Below are 17841 nucleotides of genomic sequence, written 5' to 3'. Positions count from 1 at the left end.
CCGGATAGAGGACGTATTTTCCTTTGAGCAGTTTCAATTTCAGGGCGGCACATGACCCATTGAAAGGAAACGCCATGAAAACTCTCATCACTGCAGCGCTCGGCCTTGTCTTATCCGCTTCGACTGGCACAACGGCAGACTTGGCCGGATATGACAAATTCACATTTGAGGCACCGCACCGCGCTGAAAAAATCTCTGCTTCAATCTGGTATCCTGCGGGCCGCAAAACCTATCAGGGCCTGGTGGGCGACAATGCAATTTTCAAAGGCAGCAGGGCCTATATTGGCGCTGCGATTGCTGAAGGAAATTATCCGCTTTTGATCCTGTCACACGGGTCGGGCGGCAATATGGATACGATCAGCTGGCTTTCGTCCGGCCTTGCGCAAAAAGGCATGATGATTTTGGCGGTGAATCACCCAGGCAGCACTTCGGGCGACAGCTCGCCGCGCCGCTCGATCAAAGTATGGGAGCGGGCCAGGGACCTGACGGCCTTGCTTGATGCTTTTCTGGCAAATGACCCGCTTGCAAAAAACGTTGATCGGGATCGCATTTATTCCATGGGTTTTTCGCTTGGTGGTTTGACCGCCCTTCATCTTGCCGGTCTGCGCACGGACAAGCAGGCTTATGTCAATTATTGCGACAGGTTTGGCGAGGCGGCACAAGACTGTCTTTTCTTTAAAAAGGGTGGTGTTGATTTCGAGGCACTTCCGCAGGCCGACTTCAATTCAGTACTGCGCGACGACCGCGTTTCTGCTGCCATAGCGATTGAACCGGGGATGAGTTATGCCTTTCAAAAAGAGACGGTTGAAGGCAACCAGCTGCCCATACAATTGATCAATTTCGGCGACAACGACAGTCGCTGGAAAGCAATTGATATGGGCCCGAATGGCAGTAACCTGGGAGAAAAACTTGCAAACGCCACCTATGTTGAAATCGAGCAGGGAAGTCATTTCTCATTTCTGGCCGAGTGCAAGCCGGATGCCGAAAAACTGCTGAAAGCTGAAAGTGAAGATCCGATTTGCAGTGATCCTGCCGGCACTGATCGCGCCAAACTTCACAAGGTCGTCATTGAGACAATTGCTGAATTTATAAAGTAGACATTTTGCTGATTGCCTGCGAGCGCATCTTTTCCATATTTGACCTCATGACGGCGTTACGCTTGTCTTTGTAAAACCGACATCAAGAGCCTTGATGCGCAATCATCAGGGCTCTTGTTGAAAGAATTTTCTCGACTTTCGGGAACCGTCGATAAAAATCTGATCAGGCCACAGATTTCTGTTCATTTTCAAATGTTCGGTTGATTTCGCCAAGGACGGTTTCAGCCGCTGGCGTCAGCTCAGTGTCTGCGCTCATAACAAGCGCGTATGGTTCCACGGATACAGAAAATTCGGTTGTCAGAATGACGATGTCAGACTGGTTTCCAACGTCACTGGCAAAGCTTCGGGCCACGCTGCTAGCAATGGGTGCAATTCCGTTTGTCTGGCGCACCAGCGCCAGCGTAAACAGATAGGATGACGTGGTCAGAGTGCGCTGGGGCAGGTCCTTGTTTTTATGACGCAATGCGCGCTCCACCGTGGTTCGCAATATGGTTCCCGGTTTTGGTATAATCCAGTCGTATAGAAGCAATGCGTCGGTTGAGGCCACAAAATCCGGCTTGGCCAATGGATGTCCTTTACGGGCGACAAAACTGATCGGTTCTTCCAGTTTGGGTATCTGCCGGAAACGACTGGCATCCACATTGGGTGGAATGCGGCACAGGGCAAAATCAAGACGGCCTTCCTGTAACAGAGAGATCAGGACATCGCTGGCAGCGACCTCAATCCCGATTGAGATGTTGGGGTAGCTCAGCCTGAGGCGGCGAATTGAGGGGATCGCGTAGTCAATTGACGGACCGGTGACGGAGCCAAATGTGACTTGTCCGCTCAGGCCCTGACCGATTTCGTTGATCTCCCGGCCCGCATCTCCAATTTCGCGCAGGACGCGCGCACTGCGATGGGCAAAATTTCTACCAGCTTCGGTCAGCTCAATCCCGCGACCGGTGCGGGTGTAGATATTTGTGCCGCACAGGCGCTCCAGCTCAGAGGCAAGCCTGGATGCGGCAGGTTGTGTGATGCCCAATTTGTTGGCCGCAACTGAAATGCCGACACCTTCACCCAAAGCGGCCGCTAAACGCAGATGTGACAGCTTCAAGCCTTGTCGCAGCAAATCTATCGGCAATTGCAGCACTCTCACATTTCTTTTTCGGTATATATACATAGCCTTAAATGATTTGACCGGTATGTAAAGCGCGTTCACTCTCTGCCCATCGGGACACGCCGCAGAGCGTTGCCAGATGCTGTAATTTGCAATTATGTGGTCGCGTTGCGCTGACCACTGGAGGAAAAAATGAACCTATTTACAAAAAGCCTGGTGGCTGTCGCCGCCGTGGCAACTGCTGTTTCCGGACCTGTAGTCGGATCAGCATTTGCTCAGGACAAAGGCACAATCGGCATTGCGATGCCCACCAAGTCTTCAGCGCGTTGGATTTCCGACGGCAATTCCATGGTCGAGCAGTTTGAGGCAGCCGGTTACGAAACCGACCTTCAATATGCAGAAGATGATATTCCAAATCAGCTGGCTCAAATTGAAAACATGATCACCAAGGGCGCCGACGTGCTTGTGATCGCAGCTATTGACGGCACGACCCTTTCAAATGCGCTTGAAAACGCTGCAGCTGCCGGCATCAAGGTCATTGCCTATGATCGCCTGATCCGTGACAGCGGAAATGTTGATTATTACGCGACGTTCGATAATTTCAAGGTTGGCGTTCAGCAGGCGACATCACTGGTCGATGGTCTGAAAGCACGTTTTGGCGACGGACCATACAATGTTGAACTGTTCGGCGGATCGCCGGATGATAACAACGCCTATTTCTTCTATGATGGTGGCATGAGCGTGCTCCAGCCCCTGATTGATGCGGGTACTGTCAACGTCGTATCCGGCCAGATGGGTATGGATACAGTTGGTACACTGCGTTGGGATGGCGCTGTTGCTCAGGCACGGATGGATAACCTTCTGTCTGCCCATTACACCGACAAGGAAATCCATGGAGTATTGTCCCCGTATGACGGTCTTTCCATTGGTATTCTGTCGTCTTTGAAAGGTGTCGGTTACGGCTCTGGCGATCAGAAGATGCCAATCGTATCCGGTCAGGATGCTGAAGTGCCTTCCGTCAAATCAATCCTTGCAGGCGAGCAATATTCAACGGTTTTCAAAGATACCCGTGAACTTGCCCGTGTCACTGTTGGTATGGTTGATGCCCTGCTTGGTGGTGGCGAGCCTGAGATTAACAACACCTCCACATACGATAATGGTGTGAAAGTTATCCCGTCCTATCTGCTGGAGCCTGTTTCAGTCGATGGTTCCAATTGGGAAGAAATCCTGATTGGCAGCGGTTACTACACAATGGACCAGATCAAGTAATCTGTTTCCTCCCTGCGCCCGGCTGCGTTAATCGTGGTCGGGCGTATCTCCGCTTTCAACAAAACATGTAGGCCGCCCATGTCTTCGCTTCTTGAAATGCGTGACATTACCAAGACGTTTCCGGGCGTTAAGGCGCTGGATCAGGTCAATCTGACGGTGTCACAAGGCGAAATTCACGCTGTTGTTGGCGAGAATGGTGCGGGTAAGTCCACCTTGATGAAAGTGCTGTCCGGTGTCTATCCGCACGGACAGTATGAGGGCGAGATCATCTATGATGGCAAGCCGGCCCGGTTTCGGGATATAAGCGATTCAGAAAATCACGGCATTATCATCATTCATCAGGAACTTGCCCTGGTTCCTCAGCTCTCAATTGCCGAAAACATTTTTCTGGGCAATGAGCGCGCAAAACACGGTGTCATAAACTGGCACGAAACAAACAGACGCACCGAAGAGCTTCTGGCCAAGGTTGGCCTTGTTGAAGCGCCGACAACCAAAGTAGATGGTATTGGCGTTGGCAAGCAGCAGCTTGTGGAGATTGCAAAGGCGCTGTCCAAGGATGTGAAGCTGCTCATTCTGGATGAGCCAACAGCAGCCTTGCAGGAAAATGACAGCCGTAAGCTTCTGGACCTGATGCTGGAGTTGAAGACCCAGGGCGTCACCAGCATTATCATTTCCCACAAACTGGGCGAAGTGCGCTACGTGGCCGACACTGTGACCGTCATTCGTGATGGAACGACGGTTTCCAAACTCAACGCAAAAGCCGGTTTCAGTGAAGACGATATCGTGCGCGATATGGTCGGCCGGGATATGACACACCGGTTTCCCCAGCATAAACGCTCTCCTGGAAAAATGCTTCTGGAAGTGGAAAACTGGGACGTCTGGCATCCCGAGCACCTTGAGCGGCAAGTCATCAAGAACACTGCTTTCAATGTCAGAGCCGGAGAAGTTGTCGGTATTGCCGGATTAATGGGGTCGGGCCGCACCGAACTTGCCATGTCCATCTTCGGCCGATCCTATGGAAGAAAAATTTCGGGCAGTGTCAAACTGAACGGGGCGGAAGTCGACGTCAGCTCCGTGGACCGCGCCATTTCTGCCGGTATCTCCTACGTCACCGAAGACCGTAAATCGCTTGGTCTTGTGCTGGATGAGAGCATTCAGTTCAACACGACGCTGGCAAACCTTGAAGCCGTTGCGGTGGGGTCAATTCTGAAAAAGAATGAAGAAACGAAAGTCGCCGAGAAGTACCGCGAGGCGCTTGCAATCCGGACACCTTCGGTGTTCCAGAAAACGGTGAATCTGTCTGGCGGCAACCAGCAGAAAGTTGTCCTGGCAAAATGGCTTTTCACCGAACCTGAAGTGCTGATTCTGGATGAGCCAACGCGCGGTATTGATGTGGGCGCAAAATACGAAATTTACACGATTATCAACGAATTGGCGGAGCAGGGAAAAGGCGTTGTGATGATTTCATCGGAAATGCCGGAACTGCTTGGTATGTGCGACAGGATTTACGTCATGAATGAGGGCGAACTTGTCGGCCAATTGTCTGCCGCAGAAGCAAGCCAGGAGCGCATCATGTCGCTCATTGTCAACGAATAGAAAGACCCAGGATGAACGTGGCAAATAGCGAGCCAACCGCACCCTCTTCTGCAAATGAAAAAAGCATCAGCCATTATCTGTCTGCCAATCTGAGGCAGTATGGTTTGTTGCTGGCGCTGATTGCCGTGATGGTGTTTTTCCAGATCGTCACAGAAGGCACGTTGCTGCGTGCGATCAATGTCACCAATCTGCTGCTGCAGAATTCCTACATTATCATCATGGCGCTTGGCATGTTGATTGTCATTGTGGCCGGCCATATCGATCTGTCAGTCGGCTCGGTGATGGGATTTGTCGGGGCTCTTGCGGCTGTTTTGATCGTCAATTATGACGTCAATATCTATTTGACGACGGTGATCTGTCTTGCCACCGGGGCAGCCATTGGCGCTGCTCAGGGCTATTGGGTTGCCTATTGGCGGATACCGTCCTTCATTGTGACCCTTGCGGGCATGCTGGTGTTCAGGGGGCTTTCTCTATGGCTTCTGGAAGGGCAATCAGTTGGTCCGTTTCCGCGTGAATTTCAGATTATTGCCACAGGCTTTCTGCCTGATATCTTTCCTGCCGGTATCGGTACAAGCATTGCCGAGTTCTTTGACGTCCGCCAGATCAATACATTGGCGGTTGCCTCCGGTGTTGTCGCGGCAGCGTTGATTGTCTGGATGGGAGTTCGCACGCGTGCGCTGAACCAGTCCTATGGCATGAATGAAGAACCGCAAATCATCTTTGTTGCCCGTACCTTTATTGTGGCCGCTGCCCTTGTTTTCGTCACCTACAAGCTGGCTCAATTTCGCGGTCTGCCAAATGTTCTTCTGACCATGGGCGTACTGACCGTAATTTACACCTTCCTGACAGAAAGCACGGTTATCGGCCGCAGGATTTACGCTCTTGGTGGCAATGTGAAAGCTGCCAAACTGTCCGGTATCAAAACCGAGCGCCTCACGTTTCTGGCGTTCATGAATATGGGCTTTCTGGCCGCCGCCGCCGGTCTGGTTTTTGCCGCGCGACTGAACACCGCAACACCCAAGGCGGGCTTTGCTCTGGAACTTGATGTGATTGCTGCGGTCTTTATTGGCGGTGCTTCCATGTCCGGTGGTGTTGGCACAATCATTGGCGCAGTTGTCGGCGCGTTTTTGATGGGCGTTCTGAACAACGGCATGTCCATCATGGGAATCGGTATAGATTTTCAGCAGATGATCAAAGGCCTGGTGTTGCTCGCTGCGGTTATTTTCGACGTTTACAATAAAAACAAGCAAGGGTGACGCATGCTTCTTTCACAGATTCAAAACAGTTCAGGCGGCGTCAGTGTTGTTGTGCGAAATGGCACAGAGGCGTCGATTGTTGAAAATGTGGCCAGCACATATGAGCTGGCTCAAAAGGCGATCCGGGAAGGCCTGTCGCTTTCCAATTGTGTTCGCGCGCACTCTTTGGGATCGTCCGTTGATCTTGAGGCGCTGGCGGCAGAAGGCAGAGTGTTGTTGCCGATCCATCATGACGATCCGGCTCATATGATTTTGACGGGAACCGGCCTGACGCATCTTGGGTCAGCCTCGACACGCGATGCCATGCATGCAGCCAATTCCGTGGAAGCGGAAAAGGTGACCGATTCCATGAAGATGTTCAAAATGGGTCTGGAAGCTGGAAAGCCGGAAGCCGGACAGGCAGGTGTGCAACCGGAATGGTTCTACAAGGGGAACGGCACCACGGCGATTGCACCGGGTGGAGCGCTGAAGGCGCTTCCGTTTGCTGATGATGGTGGCGAAGAGCCCGAGATCGCCGGCATCTATGTTGTCGGCGATACCGGAATGCCCTACCGGGTCGGTTTTGCGCTTTCCAATGAATTTTCAGATCATGTGATGGAGCGGGTCAATTACCTTTACCTTGCCCATTCCAAACTGCGGGATGCCTCTTTCGGTCCTGAAATACTGGTCGATGATCTGCCGAATGATATTCGGGGCACCAGTTCCATTTTGCGCAATGGCGAGGTCATGTGGTCCAAGCCATTCCTGTCTGGAGAGGGCAACATGTCCCACACCATTGCGAACCTTGAGCACCATCATTTCAAATACGAACTCTTCCGCCATCCCGGCGATATTCACGTTCACATGTTCGGCACGGCAACCCTGTCCTTTGCCGACAATATCCGCTGTGAAGCGGGTGATGAATTCGAGATCAAGGCTCCGGGTTTTGGCCTGCCATTACGTAACCCGCTCGCTGTTGCTGACAAAAGCGATGCAGCATTCCAAGTGAAAGCACTTTAGGCTCATGACATTCAAACCCGCCAAATGGCCCCGTCAATTGCGTTCCCAGAAATGGTATGGTGGCACGTCTCGTGACACGATCTACCATCGTGGCTGGTTGAAGAACCAGGGCTATCCACATGATCTGTTCGATGGCCGACCGATTATTGGCATCATGAACACATGGTCCGATCTGACGCCTTGCAACGGCCATTTGCGCGAACTGGCCGAGAAGGTGAAGGCGGGTGTCTGGGAAGCAGGCGGATTTCCGCTTGAAGTCCCTGTGTTCTCAGCGTCTGAAAATACGTTTCGCCCAACAGCCATGATGTATCGAAATCTGGCCGCTATGGCGGTTGAGGAGGCCATGCGTGGCCAGCCAATTGATGGCGCGGTGCTGCTTGTTGGTTGTGACAAGACCACGCCTTCCCTTTTGATGGGCGCAGCCTCGACAGATATTCCCTCAATTGTCGTCACTGGTGGCCCGATGCTGAATGGCTGGTTCCGTGGCGAGCGTGTGGGGTCAGGCACACATCTCTGGAAATTCTCCGAAGCGGTGAAGGCCGGTGAGATGAACCAGGAGGAATTTCTGGAAGCCGAGCAATCCATGTCTCGCTCATCGGGCACCTGCAATACAATGGGAACAGCTTCGACGATGGCCTCCATGGCGGAGGCGCTTGGCATGGCGCTTTCAGGCAATGCAGCCATTCCGGCTGTGGATTCCCGCCGTCGTGTGATGGCGCAAATCACGGGACGGCGCATCGTTCAAATGGTCAAGGATGATTTGAAACCGTCTGACATCATGACCAAAGAAGCCTTTGAAAATGCCATTCGCACCAATGGTGCCATCGGCGGGTCAACCAATGCTGTGGTGCATCTGCTGGCGCTTGCCGGGCGGGTCGGTATTGATCTGACCCTTGATGACTGGGACCGTTGCGGCAAGGATATTCCGACGATAGTCAATCTCATGCCATCGGGCAAATATCTGATGGAGGAGTTCTTCTATGCAGGCGGCCTGCCGGTTGTCCTGAAAATGCTGGGTGAGGGCGGAAAGCTGCACAAGGATGCACTGACCGTTTCGGGCGAAACCGTTTGGGATGAAGTCAATGGCGCCAGAAACTGGGACGAGGACGTTATTCGCCCGGTTGAACAGGCGCTGACCGATCAGGGCGGCATTGCTGTCCTGCGTGGCAATCTGGCACCAAATGGCGCTGTTCTGAAACCATCTGCCGCGACACCTTCTTTGCTGAAGCATCGGGGGCGGGCCGTCGTTTTTGAAGACATTGATGATTACAAGGCGAAGATCGACGATGATCAACTCGACATCGATGAGACCTGCATCATGGTGTTGAAGAATTGCGGACCGAAAGGCTATCCCGGCATGTCCGAGGTTGGCAATATGGGCTTGCCGCCCAAGGTTCTGAAAAAAGGCATCACGGATATGGTGCGCATTTCCGATGCGCGCATGTCTGGCACAGCCTATGGCACAGTTGTGCTTCATACAGCACCGGAAGCCGCCGCTGGTGGGCCGCTGGCCATTGTTCGCAATGGAGACATGATTGAACTTGATGTGGCTGCCCGCCGCATTCACCTAGATATCAGTGATGACGAGTTGACGGAACGTCTGGCTTCATGGACACCCAATCACGAATTGCCGGAAAGTGGATATGCAAAACTGTTTCATGACCACGTGGAAGGCGCAGATACCGGCGCGGATTTTGACTTCCTGAAAGGATGTCGTGGATCTGCAGTTGGAAAGGATTCTCACTGATGAGCCGCAAAGTAGCTCTTGTTGGAATCGGGAAAATTGCCCGAGACCAGCATATTCCGTCCATAGCAGCTGATGATGCGTGGGAACTGGCTGCCACTGTCAGCCGAAATGCATCCGTTGATGGTGTGGAGCACTTTTCGACCATTGATGAGTTGCTGGCCAAGCGGCCTGACATAGAGGTTATCTCGCTTTCAATCCCGCCGCAGCCACGTTTTGATTACGCACGCAAGGCGCTGGAAGCAGGCCGTCATGTGATGCTGGAAAAGCCGCCCGGACAGAGCCTTGCTGAATGCTACACGCTTGAGCGTCTCGCCAGGCAGAATGGCGTCACGCTGTTTGCCACTTGGCATTCGCGCTATGCCGATGGTGTGCCAGCGGCCAAGACGTGGCTTGCTAAGCGCACTATAAAGCGTTTTCAAATCACCTGGAAAGAGGATGTCAGACGCTGGCACCCGGGGCAGGAATGGATTTGGGAGCCGGGCGGTCTGGGCGTGTTTGACCCTGGTATCAACGCCCTGTCGATCATGACGGAAATTCTACCTTATCAGGTGCATCTGGCAGATGCTGTTTTGGAATATCCGGACAATCGGGACACACCAATTGCTGCTGATTTGAATTTTGCAAATCCGGATGCTGCGCCGATGAATGCAGTGTTTGACTGGCGGCAGGAGGGGCCTCAGACTTGGGATATCGACATAGAAACAAATGACGGTTCCATGAAGCTTTCAGCTGGTGGTGCGCAGGTTTCTATCGATGGGCAGATGGTTGTGGAAGGCTCGGACCACGAATATGCAAATCTTTACAACCGTATGACCAAGTTGCTTGAAACAGGCCAAAGTGATGTTGATCTGGCACCAATGATCCACGTCTGTGATGCCTGTGCGCTCGGGAAGCGGAAGACGGTCGCGCCTTTCCAGTTCTGATGCCTTCCGCGTTCATACTGTCTGTCCCGCGTTCCCAATGATGGGAACGTGGGGCTGCGGGCGACATTCAGCAGGGCAATTCTTTTCAATGCTCGTTCCTAAGAACGGGAGCTCAAAAAGGCTCCAATGATAGCAAGAAGCGCACCCGCAACGGTCGCCGCTGTGACTGCGCCCAGTCCCAAGACCGCAAGCAGTGTTATCGCCACCAGAGGCGTCAGAAAAGCCAGACTTGATATTGTTGCGGCCGATCCCGCGCGGGTGGCCTTGTCCCAGAAAATGTTTGCTACGGTGAAAGGCCCAATGCCCATAAGTACAATTGCAGCCCATTGACCACTCGTTGGCCAATAAAGCGGCTCGAATACGGCGTGAGCAATCAACGCACCCATCCCGGCTAAAGCAAGTGAAGGTCCCACTACATTGGTCTCAACACGTGCGAACGATCTTCCGACAGAATAGACCGCGAATGTAAGCGCGCCCGATGCACCGAGGAGGACCCCAAGAAGATCAAGGCTGGTGCCCATTTGTGGAGACAGAGCAACCGCAACACCGCAAAATCCCAGCGCAATTCCGATGGTCTGAAGCAGAGACGGAGAGCGGCGGTGGAGAATGGAGGCCAATGCAACAAGGAAGACTGGCCAAAGGTAGTGCACGACATTCGCTTCGGCAGGGCCTATTCGCGATATTGCAGCAAGATAGAACGCATTGTTCCCCATTAATCCAACCGCAACAAACACCATCGTTCTGAGACGAACAGAAAAGAATGTCTTCGTCTGGTTTTGCCGGACAGCCAAAAGATATGAAAAAATGAAACCAACCAAAGCCGAACAACCCAAAACCAGAAATGGTGGTGCTGGAAAGGCGATTGTGGCGAGCGCAGGCCAACTTGCCCAGAGCACAACTGCGCCACCGACGAGCGTGTAAGTTCTCCTGCTTGGTCCCTGGAGGAATGTAGAGCGCACCCAAATTGCGAAATAATCAATCATCCGCGCGTGAGCGGGTTTCCCAATTGCTTCAAAGCTCAAATGCTTGTCTCCTGTCATCATTCGTCAAACGACACACTCAATGCTCTTGTGAAAAGGTCTCGTGATTACAAGCAAAATTGACCTTCGCTCAGGGCAAATTCATTCGCAAAGCCGCCACAAATTCTAAACCAATATACTCTTCAGAAATGCTTTTGTGCGCTCGTTTTTGGGTGCGGAGAAAATGATGTCGGGCGTGCCTTCTTCCAGCATTATGCCGGCATCCATAAAGCAAATTCGATCAGCGACATCGCGGGCAAAGCGCATTTCGTGGGTTGCTAAAATCATTGTCATGCCCTCCGCTTGCAGGGTGCGCAGGACATCCAGAACCTCGCCCACCAGTTCCGGGTCGAGCGCTGAGGTGACTTCATCAAACAGCATGACTTCCGGCTTCATTGCCAGCGCGCGGATGATTGCCACCCGTTGCTGTTGACCGCCGGAAAGCTGATCGGGGTATTTGTGCATATGTGCAGCCAAGCCGAAGCGTGTAAACAGCGCTTCCGCTTCACCCATCATCTGGTCTTTGGTTTTGCCAAGTACGCGGCGCGGGGCGAGCAGCACATTTTCCAGTGCGTTCATATGCGGAAACAGATTGAAGCTTTGAAACACAATGCCGATGCGTTGACGCACCGGACCAAGATCAAGGCCGGGTTCTGCAATGTCGAGACTATCCAGGAAAATCTCGCCATCATCCACCGGTTCCAAGCCGTTGAGACAACGCAACAGGGTAGATTTTCCGGAACCCGATGCGCCAATCAGGCACACCATCTCGCCCTCACCGACAGTCAGATCGATGCCACGTAACACCGCATGTTCGCCAAAGTTCTTGACCACACCCCGCATGCGTAATTTCGGTTTAGCTTCGAGCATCACGCTGCCTGTTCATCAAGTAATCCGCGTAACGCGTTGCCGGGATTGTTACGACCAGAAAAATTGCCGCTGCAACCACATAGGGCGTGAAATTGGCAAACAGGCTTTTGAAAATACCGGCTTGGCGCAAAATTTCCACGGGTCCGATAAAGCTGAGCAGCGCCACGTCTTTTTGCATTGCGATCAGCATATTCATATTGGCGGGGACGACGCGGCGGATCGCCTGTGGCAACACGATATCGCGCATGACGGCGCGCTCGCTCATCCCTAAGGAAAGGCCTGCTGCCCGTTGGCTTGCGTGCACACTTTCAATGCCAGAGCGCAATATCTCCGCGACATAGGCTGAATAGGTCAGCACCAGCGCCACCGTGCCCCAGATGTAAGGACTGTTATAGGGACGCGGGAGGCCAAGGCCAGGAATGCCAAATCCGATCAGATAAATGACAAGGACGACCGGAAGCCCGCGGAAGATATCCACATAGGCTGCACCAAATATGCGCAATGGGAACAAAGCAGGGGACCGCACTGATCGCGCAAGGGCGATGAGCAAGCCAACGATAGCAACCAATGGCGCCGACCATGCAAAGATTGCAATATTCAGCAAAAATGCATTCGCCATTTTTGGAAAGCTACGGACAAAAATCTCGCCGGAAAAGAAACTCTTCTTGACCTGCTCCCAGCCCGGCGCCATGGGCACAAAAATAACGACAATTGCGACGACAAGCAGCGTGCTGATTGTCGCAATTATTAAGGCCCGCTTCTTTTGGCGGGCCTCATATGCTTCACGTCTGTTCAAAATGGCAGCTGCTATTTAACGAGTGGGACATTGGTCGCAGCCTGCAACCATTCCGCCTCAATTGCGGTCAGAGAGCCATCTGTTTTCAGTTCCGCCAGTGCTTCATTAACGCATTCCTTGATCGGGTTGCCATCAGCCATCAACATGCCGAACTGGTCAGGATTGTCCGACTGCGCTGCGGGAAACTGGCCCAGCACCACACCGTCTTCCAGGACAACGGCAGACAGATAGAGCGCTGTCGGCAAATCGAAGATTGCAGCATCAATCTGGTCTGCTTGCATGGCAGCAACCGCATTGGCCGTATCATCGTAAAACAGAGGATCGCTTTCCGGCTGGATGGTTTGTGTGACAACCGGCAAGGCTGTTGTTGCTTGCGCGACACCCCATTTAAGAGCTTTGAGTGCCGCCATTTCTGGCTTCAAACCGGCATCAACGGTCTTCTGACGAACTAAAATCGCGGCGGGCGCTGCATAATAGGGGGCGGAAAAATCAACAACTCTCTCGCGCTCTTCTGTGATTGAATATTGCTGCATATTGAAGTCGAAACTTTTCGCGCCGGGCTGAATTGCTTCGTCAAAGGATGTGCGCACCCAAATTACATCATCTTTGGCAAAGCCCATTTTGTCAGCCACGGCATAGCCGACAGCTGCCTCAAACCCTTTGCCGCTTTCCGGCGTATCATCATGCACCCAAGGATAGTAAGCCGGGTTTCCGGTCGCAATTGTCAGCTTGCCTTCCGTAATTGTTTTGCCGGTTGCGCAGGTTTCCATCGCATAGGTTGGTGTGCTTAGGGCCGCAATTGCTGCCAGCACGGTACCAAACCCAAAAGCCTTCAGCTGAAATGACGACATTTTGCTCTCCTTATCTGGACTGATTGTTCAAATGCGAGTGTTGCCGAATTGGCGCGCCAGAGTCCAGTGTACACAGGAACAAAGGCAACCAGAGACGTGCGGTGGGCAGAACAAATCATCGTTAAAATCTGGTCAACAGATAAGTTACCTCGAAAGTGATTGAATAGAGACGGCTCCTTCCTGCGTTTTTGCGCCGATTTCCAGCTATGAAATGCAAATTGGAGACCTGCCGGGACAGAGTTCGAATCTTCTGGATGATCTTTTCTTGGAGGCGTTCCCGTGATCTGCCGGATGGCGAGCAAGAGGATCGAGGGTTGATCGCATCAGGGTCTTGGCGTCTGCCCGATATGCCGCCAGGCCACAACTGATATGATTGCCCAGATACCTATGCGCAGGATCATCGCGCCGACGGTGCGCATTTCATAGGCGCCGCCTTGCAGAACATGGTTGCCGAAGGCTAAAAACGCCAGTGTAGTAGCAGCCAGAATGCCGAAAGAAACCCAAATAGCCGGGCGGTGCTGCAAAAACAGCCCGATGCCAGCCACGATATAGGCAAACCCGGCCAGAAAATTGAACCAAAGCACGAACAGCACCGCATCGCCCACCGCCGCGCGCGCTTCGTCACTGCCGAACAGAACACGGCCACCTGAGAAAACGCTCAGCGCACCGAACAGGATTGCCACGCCTGCGGTGATCTTCAAGGCACGGCTGCTGGAGTTTGTTGTGGCCATTTTACATGTTCTCCCTCTCTATCAAGCGCCCCTGACATGGATGGACGGCCTGTCACCGATCATAAATCTCTTCTTCATGTCTCGTTGCAGGATATCCTGCAGCCACCTGCGAGGAATTGATGCCGGTCAACTTCAATGAACCGAGAATCTTTCATTGGGAAACTGCGGACCTGACACGGCTTCCAAGTTCGTGGGAACAACAGGGGCTGGTGAAAGTGGAATGTAAAAAATTATGCATAGGGAAGGTCATCGACTGTTGGTGGCAGCGAGCGGACAACAGCGGGCATAGTGCTTGTTGCTTTTGACAGTCAGGCTGTCTGAAAAGCCGTGACGGATTACACGCATGCAGGCAGAGAGCGCTGCCCTTACTTCTGCAGAAGCTCAATGCCGTGCTTTTCGGCCAATGTCTTGCGGGCCGAATTCAATTCGCTTTGGCGGCGTGCGTCGCTCCATTCCAATGCATTCCCGGTGACCTTGCAGATATGCTCGATAATCTCTTCGGTTAACTGACCCGTGATTGCGAGTTGCGTTCTGCGCAGAAGTACATCCTCCAGATGCTGGACCTTTTCGTTACGTGCGATCCAGCCGATCTCGGCTTCACTGAAAGTCGTTGCGCCGATAAATACAGGTGCTGTGCCTTCCTGAAGACCAATCTGGAGCGCAGTTGTTCCGTATCGCTCCAGCAATTCAGCGGTCCGTTCGGGGCGTGCGCCGGATTGTTGCGCCAGCCCGGCGACCCATACCGCGCGGTCGTCAGCGGCTTGAGGCATGTCGCGCCCGCCGCCGATGGGCAGTGCATCAGTCTGTATCCGCCGGGAATGCTCCAAATGACCAAGGATTGTATTGGCAACATCTGCCGCAAAGGCTCGGAAGGTTGTCCATTTTCCGCCGACAAGCGATATGACCGGGAAGGGCCTGCCTGGCCCTGCAGCCTCAAAGGGTGCCGAATGATCCCGACTGATAAGGCCCGGAGCAACGCCCTCTGAGTTTGGCAGCGGGCGGATTCCGGCATAGGAATAGACGATCTGATCGCGGTCAAATGCGAGGCCGGGCAGCAGTTCAGCCAGGCTGCGCAGAAAATAGCTGGTCTCATCATCGCTGCAGACAGCATTGTCCGGATCGCTGTCCGGAATGTCTGTTGACCCGACCAGCGCTTTGCCCAGATAGGGAAAGACAAGCAGGATACGACCGTCATTGCTTTCAAAATAGATCATGCGCCCCTGGAGCTGTTTCAACAGCTCGGGATGATCAATAAGAATATGAGATCCTTTGGTGCCGCCGATCAGCGACGTGTTCATGCCCAGACTGGCATTGACCCGGTCTATCCAGGGTCCTGCGGCATTCACCACAATTTTCGGCCGAATGGCCATTCGCGTGCCTTCAGGTCCTGACAAGTGCACGACGCCGCCAACCTGGCTTTCAACACTGGTCCAGTTCAGCGCTGCTGAGCTGTCATTGGCGGCCACACCGTCCTGAACAAGTTCAAGAACCAGCCGTTCCGGAGCTGAAACAGCAGCATCGTGATAGGTTCCTACCGCGACTATGTCGGGGTTCAGGGCGGGAATTTCGGAAAGCGCACGTTTGCGGCTGAGCATTTTGTGACGGGGCATCTGGCGTGCACGGGATCCATAAAAATCATAAAGCTTCAATCCGATTTTGATGAGAACAGCGCCCCGGCTTCGCGGTGCGGTTTTGGAACCGAAGAAGGTGCGGATGGCGGGCCATATGCCATTGGTCCAGGAATAGATCGGAATGATCGTCGGCAAGGGCGTAACCAGATGTGGCGCGTTGCGCAGCAAGAGGTTTCGTTCGTAAGTCGATTCTGCAACCAGCCTGAATTCTCCGGTTTCCAGATATTTGAGACCACCGTGGATCAAACGTGATGGTGCTGCACTGGTGCCTGATCCAAAGTCGCCCTTGTCGACGATCAGACAGCGCAACCCTTGCTCGCAGAGATCCCGAAACAATCCCGCACCGTTGATTCCGGCGCCGATAATCAGAACGTCATAGTCATGTGGGGCAGTGTCAGTCATGCGATCCCCTGCCACCAAGTGCCTCCAGCGCATTCAGTTGTTGCCATGCATCCGGCAAGGTTTCAGCAAGGTTCAGATAGGCGGCGTAACGTTCTTCATAGTGTGAAACCCGTTCGGGGCGCGGATGATAGGTCTTCGATGTTGCAGCCAGATCCCGAGGGTCTGCATCAAAGCGTTCGAACACGCCAACAGCGGCCCCGGCGCAAAGTGCTGCCCCCCATGCGGCGGCTTCGTCGGTATCGGTTACTGTCATCGGTATTGCCAGTACATCGGCAAAAAGCTGTGCGACCGTTACATTGCGGGATGCCCCGCCTGTCAGGCGCGCTTGTGTAGCGGGAAATGTGCCGCGCAGTGCATCGATATGCTGGCGGTGGTTGAAGGCAATTCCTTCCAGCAAAGCTGCCAGAACGTCGCCGCGATTGTGCCAGCCGCGCAGGCCAAAAAAGCTTGCACTTGGGGCTGCTCCGAAGGGGGATCCGAAAAGATATGGGTGATAGAGAGCCGACGAAGCGCGTTCCAGTGCCGCGTCTATCTCCGGTGCAAGGGCTGCATGAATTGTCTCGCCGCTTGCTTCGGCGAGTTTGCGATCCGCCGCACAGAACGTGTCCAGAAACCAGTCGTAATTGGTTGTCGACGCCGGAGAGATCGCCATGTTGTTCCAGTATCCTGGATCAACCGCGTTTCTGCAGAACCAATTCTCATCTGTAAGCGGGGTGGTTGAGACGCATTCATTGATCGAGTATGTCCCGGCGACAATCCCGACAATGCCGGGCTCATGCGCGCCAATGCCAAGTGCTGAGGCTGTCACATCATGCAGGCCTGCGGCCACTGGTGTGCCCGGATTAAGACCGGTCAACCTGCTGGCGTCGTTGGAGATTGTGCCGATGATTTCTGCGGAATGGCTCACTTCTGGAAGCGCCTGCGCCAGCGCACTGAGACCAAAAAGGGCAAGGGCGTCGTCTGAGTAGTTCTGACTGTGCACATCGGTGAAGGATGTGCTTGCCTCGGTCCGGTCCGTTCCAAGGGCGTTCGTCAGGCAAAACCGCAGCCAATCCTTGCAGGCAATCACGTGGCCGATTTTCGCAAAACGGTCAGGCTCTTCCTGCTGCATCCACGCCAGCAGCGCCGACGGTGCAGAGACATGGGGCATCTGCCCCGTCATGGCGAGGCTTTGCCGGTCGATACCGGATATTTGCCAGTTATTGATGATTTCCGTTGCACGGCTGTCGAGGGACAATATTCCGTTTCCCAGCGGCAGCGCCTCATTGTCCAGAAGGTAAAGCCCATCCCCATGCGCGGTGGCAGCAACGGCCAGAACATCGCTTGCGTCGGTTGCAGTCGCCACCATCACATCGCGGATCGCCGAAGCGGTCTGATGCCATAAGTCCATCATGTCCCGTTCAACCCGGCGCGGCCCGGGCATCAACTGGCGCACGTTTCGACGCGCCACGCCTAATTGTCGCCCGTTCGTGTCGAAGACGACGGCCTTGGTGACAGTCAGACCACTGTCAATTGCCAGAATACGGCTCATGCGCCAGTCCTGTTGCTTGTGTTGGTA

The 17841-nt window shown here is 53.6% G+C and carries 15 protein-coding genes; 7 read left to right on the top strand and 8 right to left on the bottom strand.

What is annotated here, in order from left to right; genetic code table 11:
• Positions 1–74 precede the first annotated feature (74 nt).
• Positions 75–1097 (top strand): alpha/beta fold hydrolase, encoded by a 1023-nt coding sequence (locus RAL91_RS23685; RefSeq protein WP_306258689.1) that lies wholly within the window; start codon positions 75–77, stop codon positions 1095–1097.
• A 163-nt stretch (positions 1098–1260) separates the two neighbouring features.
• Here the strand turns inward: RAL91_RS23685 and RAL91_RS23680 are convergent, their stop codons facing one another.
• The gene (locus RAL91_RS23680) at positions 1261–2226 is read right to left on the bottom strand and encodes a LysR family transcriptional regulator (RefSeq protein WP_306258688.1); all 966 of its coding nucleotides are present in this window, start codon (positions 2224–2226) and stop codon (positions 1261–1263) included.
• Between the two features lie 159 nt (positions 2227–2385).
• Here RAL91_RS23680 and chvE point away from each other — a divergent pair, with 159 nt between their 5' ends.
• The 6 genes from chvE to RAL91_RS23650 all read left to right on the top strand — a co-directional run bounded on the left by chvE (position 2386) and on the right by RAL91_RS23650 (position 9983).
• Positions 2386–3462 (top strand): multiple monosaccharide ABC transporter substrate-binding protein, encoded by a 1077-nt coding sequence (gene chvE, locus RAL91_RS23675; RefSeq protein WP_306258687.1) that lies wholly within the window; start codon positions 2386–2388, stop codon positions 3460–3462.
• A gap of 78 nt (positions 3463–3540) precedes the next feature.
• On the top strand, positions 3541–5058 hold the full coding sequence (gene mmsA, locus RAL91_RS23670) for a multiple monosaccharide ABC transporter ATP-binding protein (protein ID WP_306258686.1): 1518 nt from the start codon (positions 3541–3543) through the stop codon (positions 5056–5058).
• An 11-nt stretch (positions 5059–5069) separates the two neighbouring features.
• Positions 5070–6314: a multiple monosaccharide ABC transporter permease gene (mmsB, locus tag RAL91_RS23665; protein WP_306258685.1), complete on the top strand. Its 1245-nt coding sequence runs from the start codon at positions 5070–5072 to the stop codon at positions 6312–6314.
• Positions 6315–6317: 3 nt separating this feature from the next.
• Complete coding sequence (araD1, locus tag RAL91_RS23660; protein ID WP_306258684.1) at positions 6318–7313, top strand: AraD1 family protein; 996 nt, start codon at positions 6318–6320, stop codon at positions 7311–7313.
• Between the two features lie 4 nt (positions 7314–7317).
• A complete protein-coding gene (gene araD, locus RAL91_RS23655) occupies positions 7318–9060 on the top strand; it encodes an L-arabinonate dehydratase (RefSeq protein WP_306258683.1) in 1743 nt (580 codons plus the stop codon).
• A complete protein-coding gene (locus RAL91_RS23650) occupies positions 9060–9983 on the top strand; it encodes a Gfo/Idh/MocA family protein (RefSeq protein WP_306258682.1) in 924 nt (307 codons plus the stop codon). Before araD ends, RAL91_RS23650 begins: the two co-directional genes overlap by 1 nt.
• A gap of 98 nt (positions 9984–10081) precedes the next feature.
• Here the strand turns inward: RAL91_RS23650 and RAL91_RS23645 are convergent, their stop codons facing one another.
• The 7 genes from RAL91_RS23645 to RAL91_RS23615 all read right to left on the bottom strand — a co-directional run bounded on the left by RAL91_RS23645 (position 10082) and on the right by RAL91_RS23615 (position 17814).
• The gene (locus RAL91_RS23645) at positions 10082–11005 is read right to left on the bottom strand and encodes a DMT family transporter (RefSeq protein ID WP_306258681.1); all 924 of its coding nucleotides are present in this window, start codon (positions 11003–11005) and stop codon (positions 10082–10084) included.
• Positions 11006–11128: 123 nt separating this feature from the next.
• Positions 11129–11872, bottom strand: a complete 744-nt coding sequence (locus tag RAL91_RS23640; RefSeq protein WP_371932458.1) for an amino acid ABC transporter ATP-binding protein — start codon at positions 11870–11872, stop codon at positions 11129–11131.
• Complete coding sequence (locus RAL91_RS23635) at positions 11859–12668, bottom strand: amino acid ABC transporter permease (protein WP_306258680.1); 810 nt, start codon at positions 12666–12668, stop codon at positions 11859–11861. The genes RAL91_RS23640 and RAL91_RS23635 overlap by 14 nt, the downstream gene beginning before the upstream one ends.
• An 11-nt stretch (positions 12669–12679) precedes the next feature.
• Positions 12680–13519 (bottom strand): ABC transporter substrate-binding protein, encoded by an 840-nt coding sequence (locus tag RAL91_RS23630; protein ID WP_306258679.1) that lies wholly within the window; start codon positions 13517–13519, stop codon positions 12680–12682.
• 323 nt (positions 13520–13842) lie between these two features.
• Positions 13843–14250, bottom strand: a complete 408-nt coding sequence (locus RAL91_RS23625; protein WP_306258678.1) for a hypothetical protein — start codon at positions 14248–14250, stop codon at positions 13843–13845.
• A gap of 365 nt (positions 14251–14615) precedes the next feature.
• A complete protein-coding gene (locus tag RAL91_RS23620) occupies positions 14616–16283 on the bottom strand; it encodes a glycerol-3-phosphate dehydrogenase/oxidase (RefSeq protein WP_306258677.1) in 1668 nt (555 codons plus the stop codon).
• Entirely contained in the window at positions 16276–17814 is a 1539-nt protein-coding gene (locus RAL91_RS23615) for an FGGY-family carbohydrate kinase (RefSeq protein ID WP_306258676.1), read from the bottom strand. The genes RAL91_RS23620 and RAL91_RS23615 overlap by 8 nt, the downstream gene beginning before the upstream one ends.
• Positions 17815–17841 lie beyond the last annotated feature (27 nt).

Origin of the sequence: Pararhizobium sp. IMCC21322 (genome assembly GCF_030758295.1) — a bacterium.
In the GTDB taxonomy this organism is placed as follows: domain Bacteria; phylum Pseudomonadota; class Alphaproteobacteria; order Rhizobiales.
This window is presented reverse-complemented; position numbering and strand designations above follow the sequence as displayed.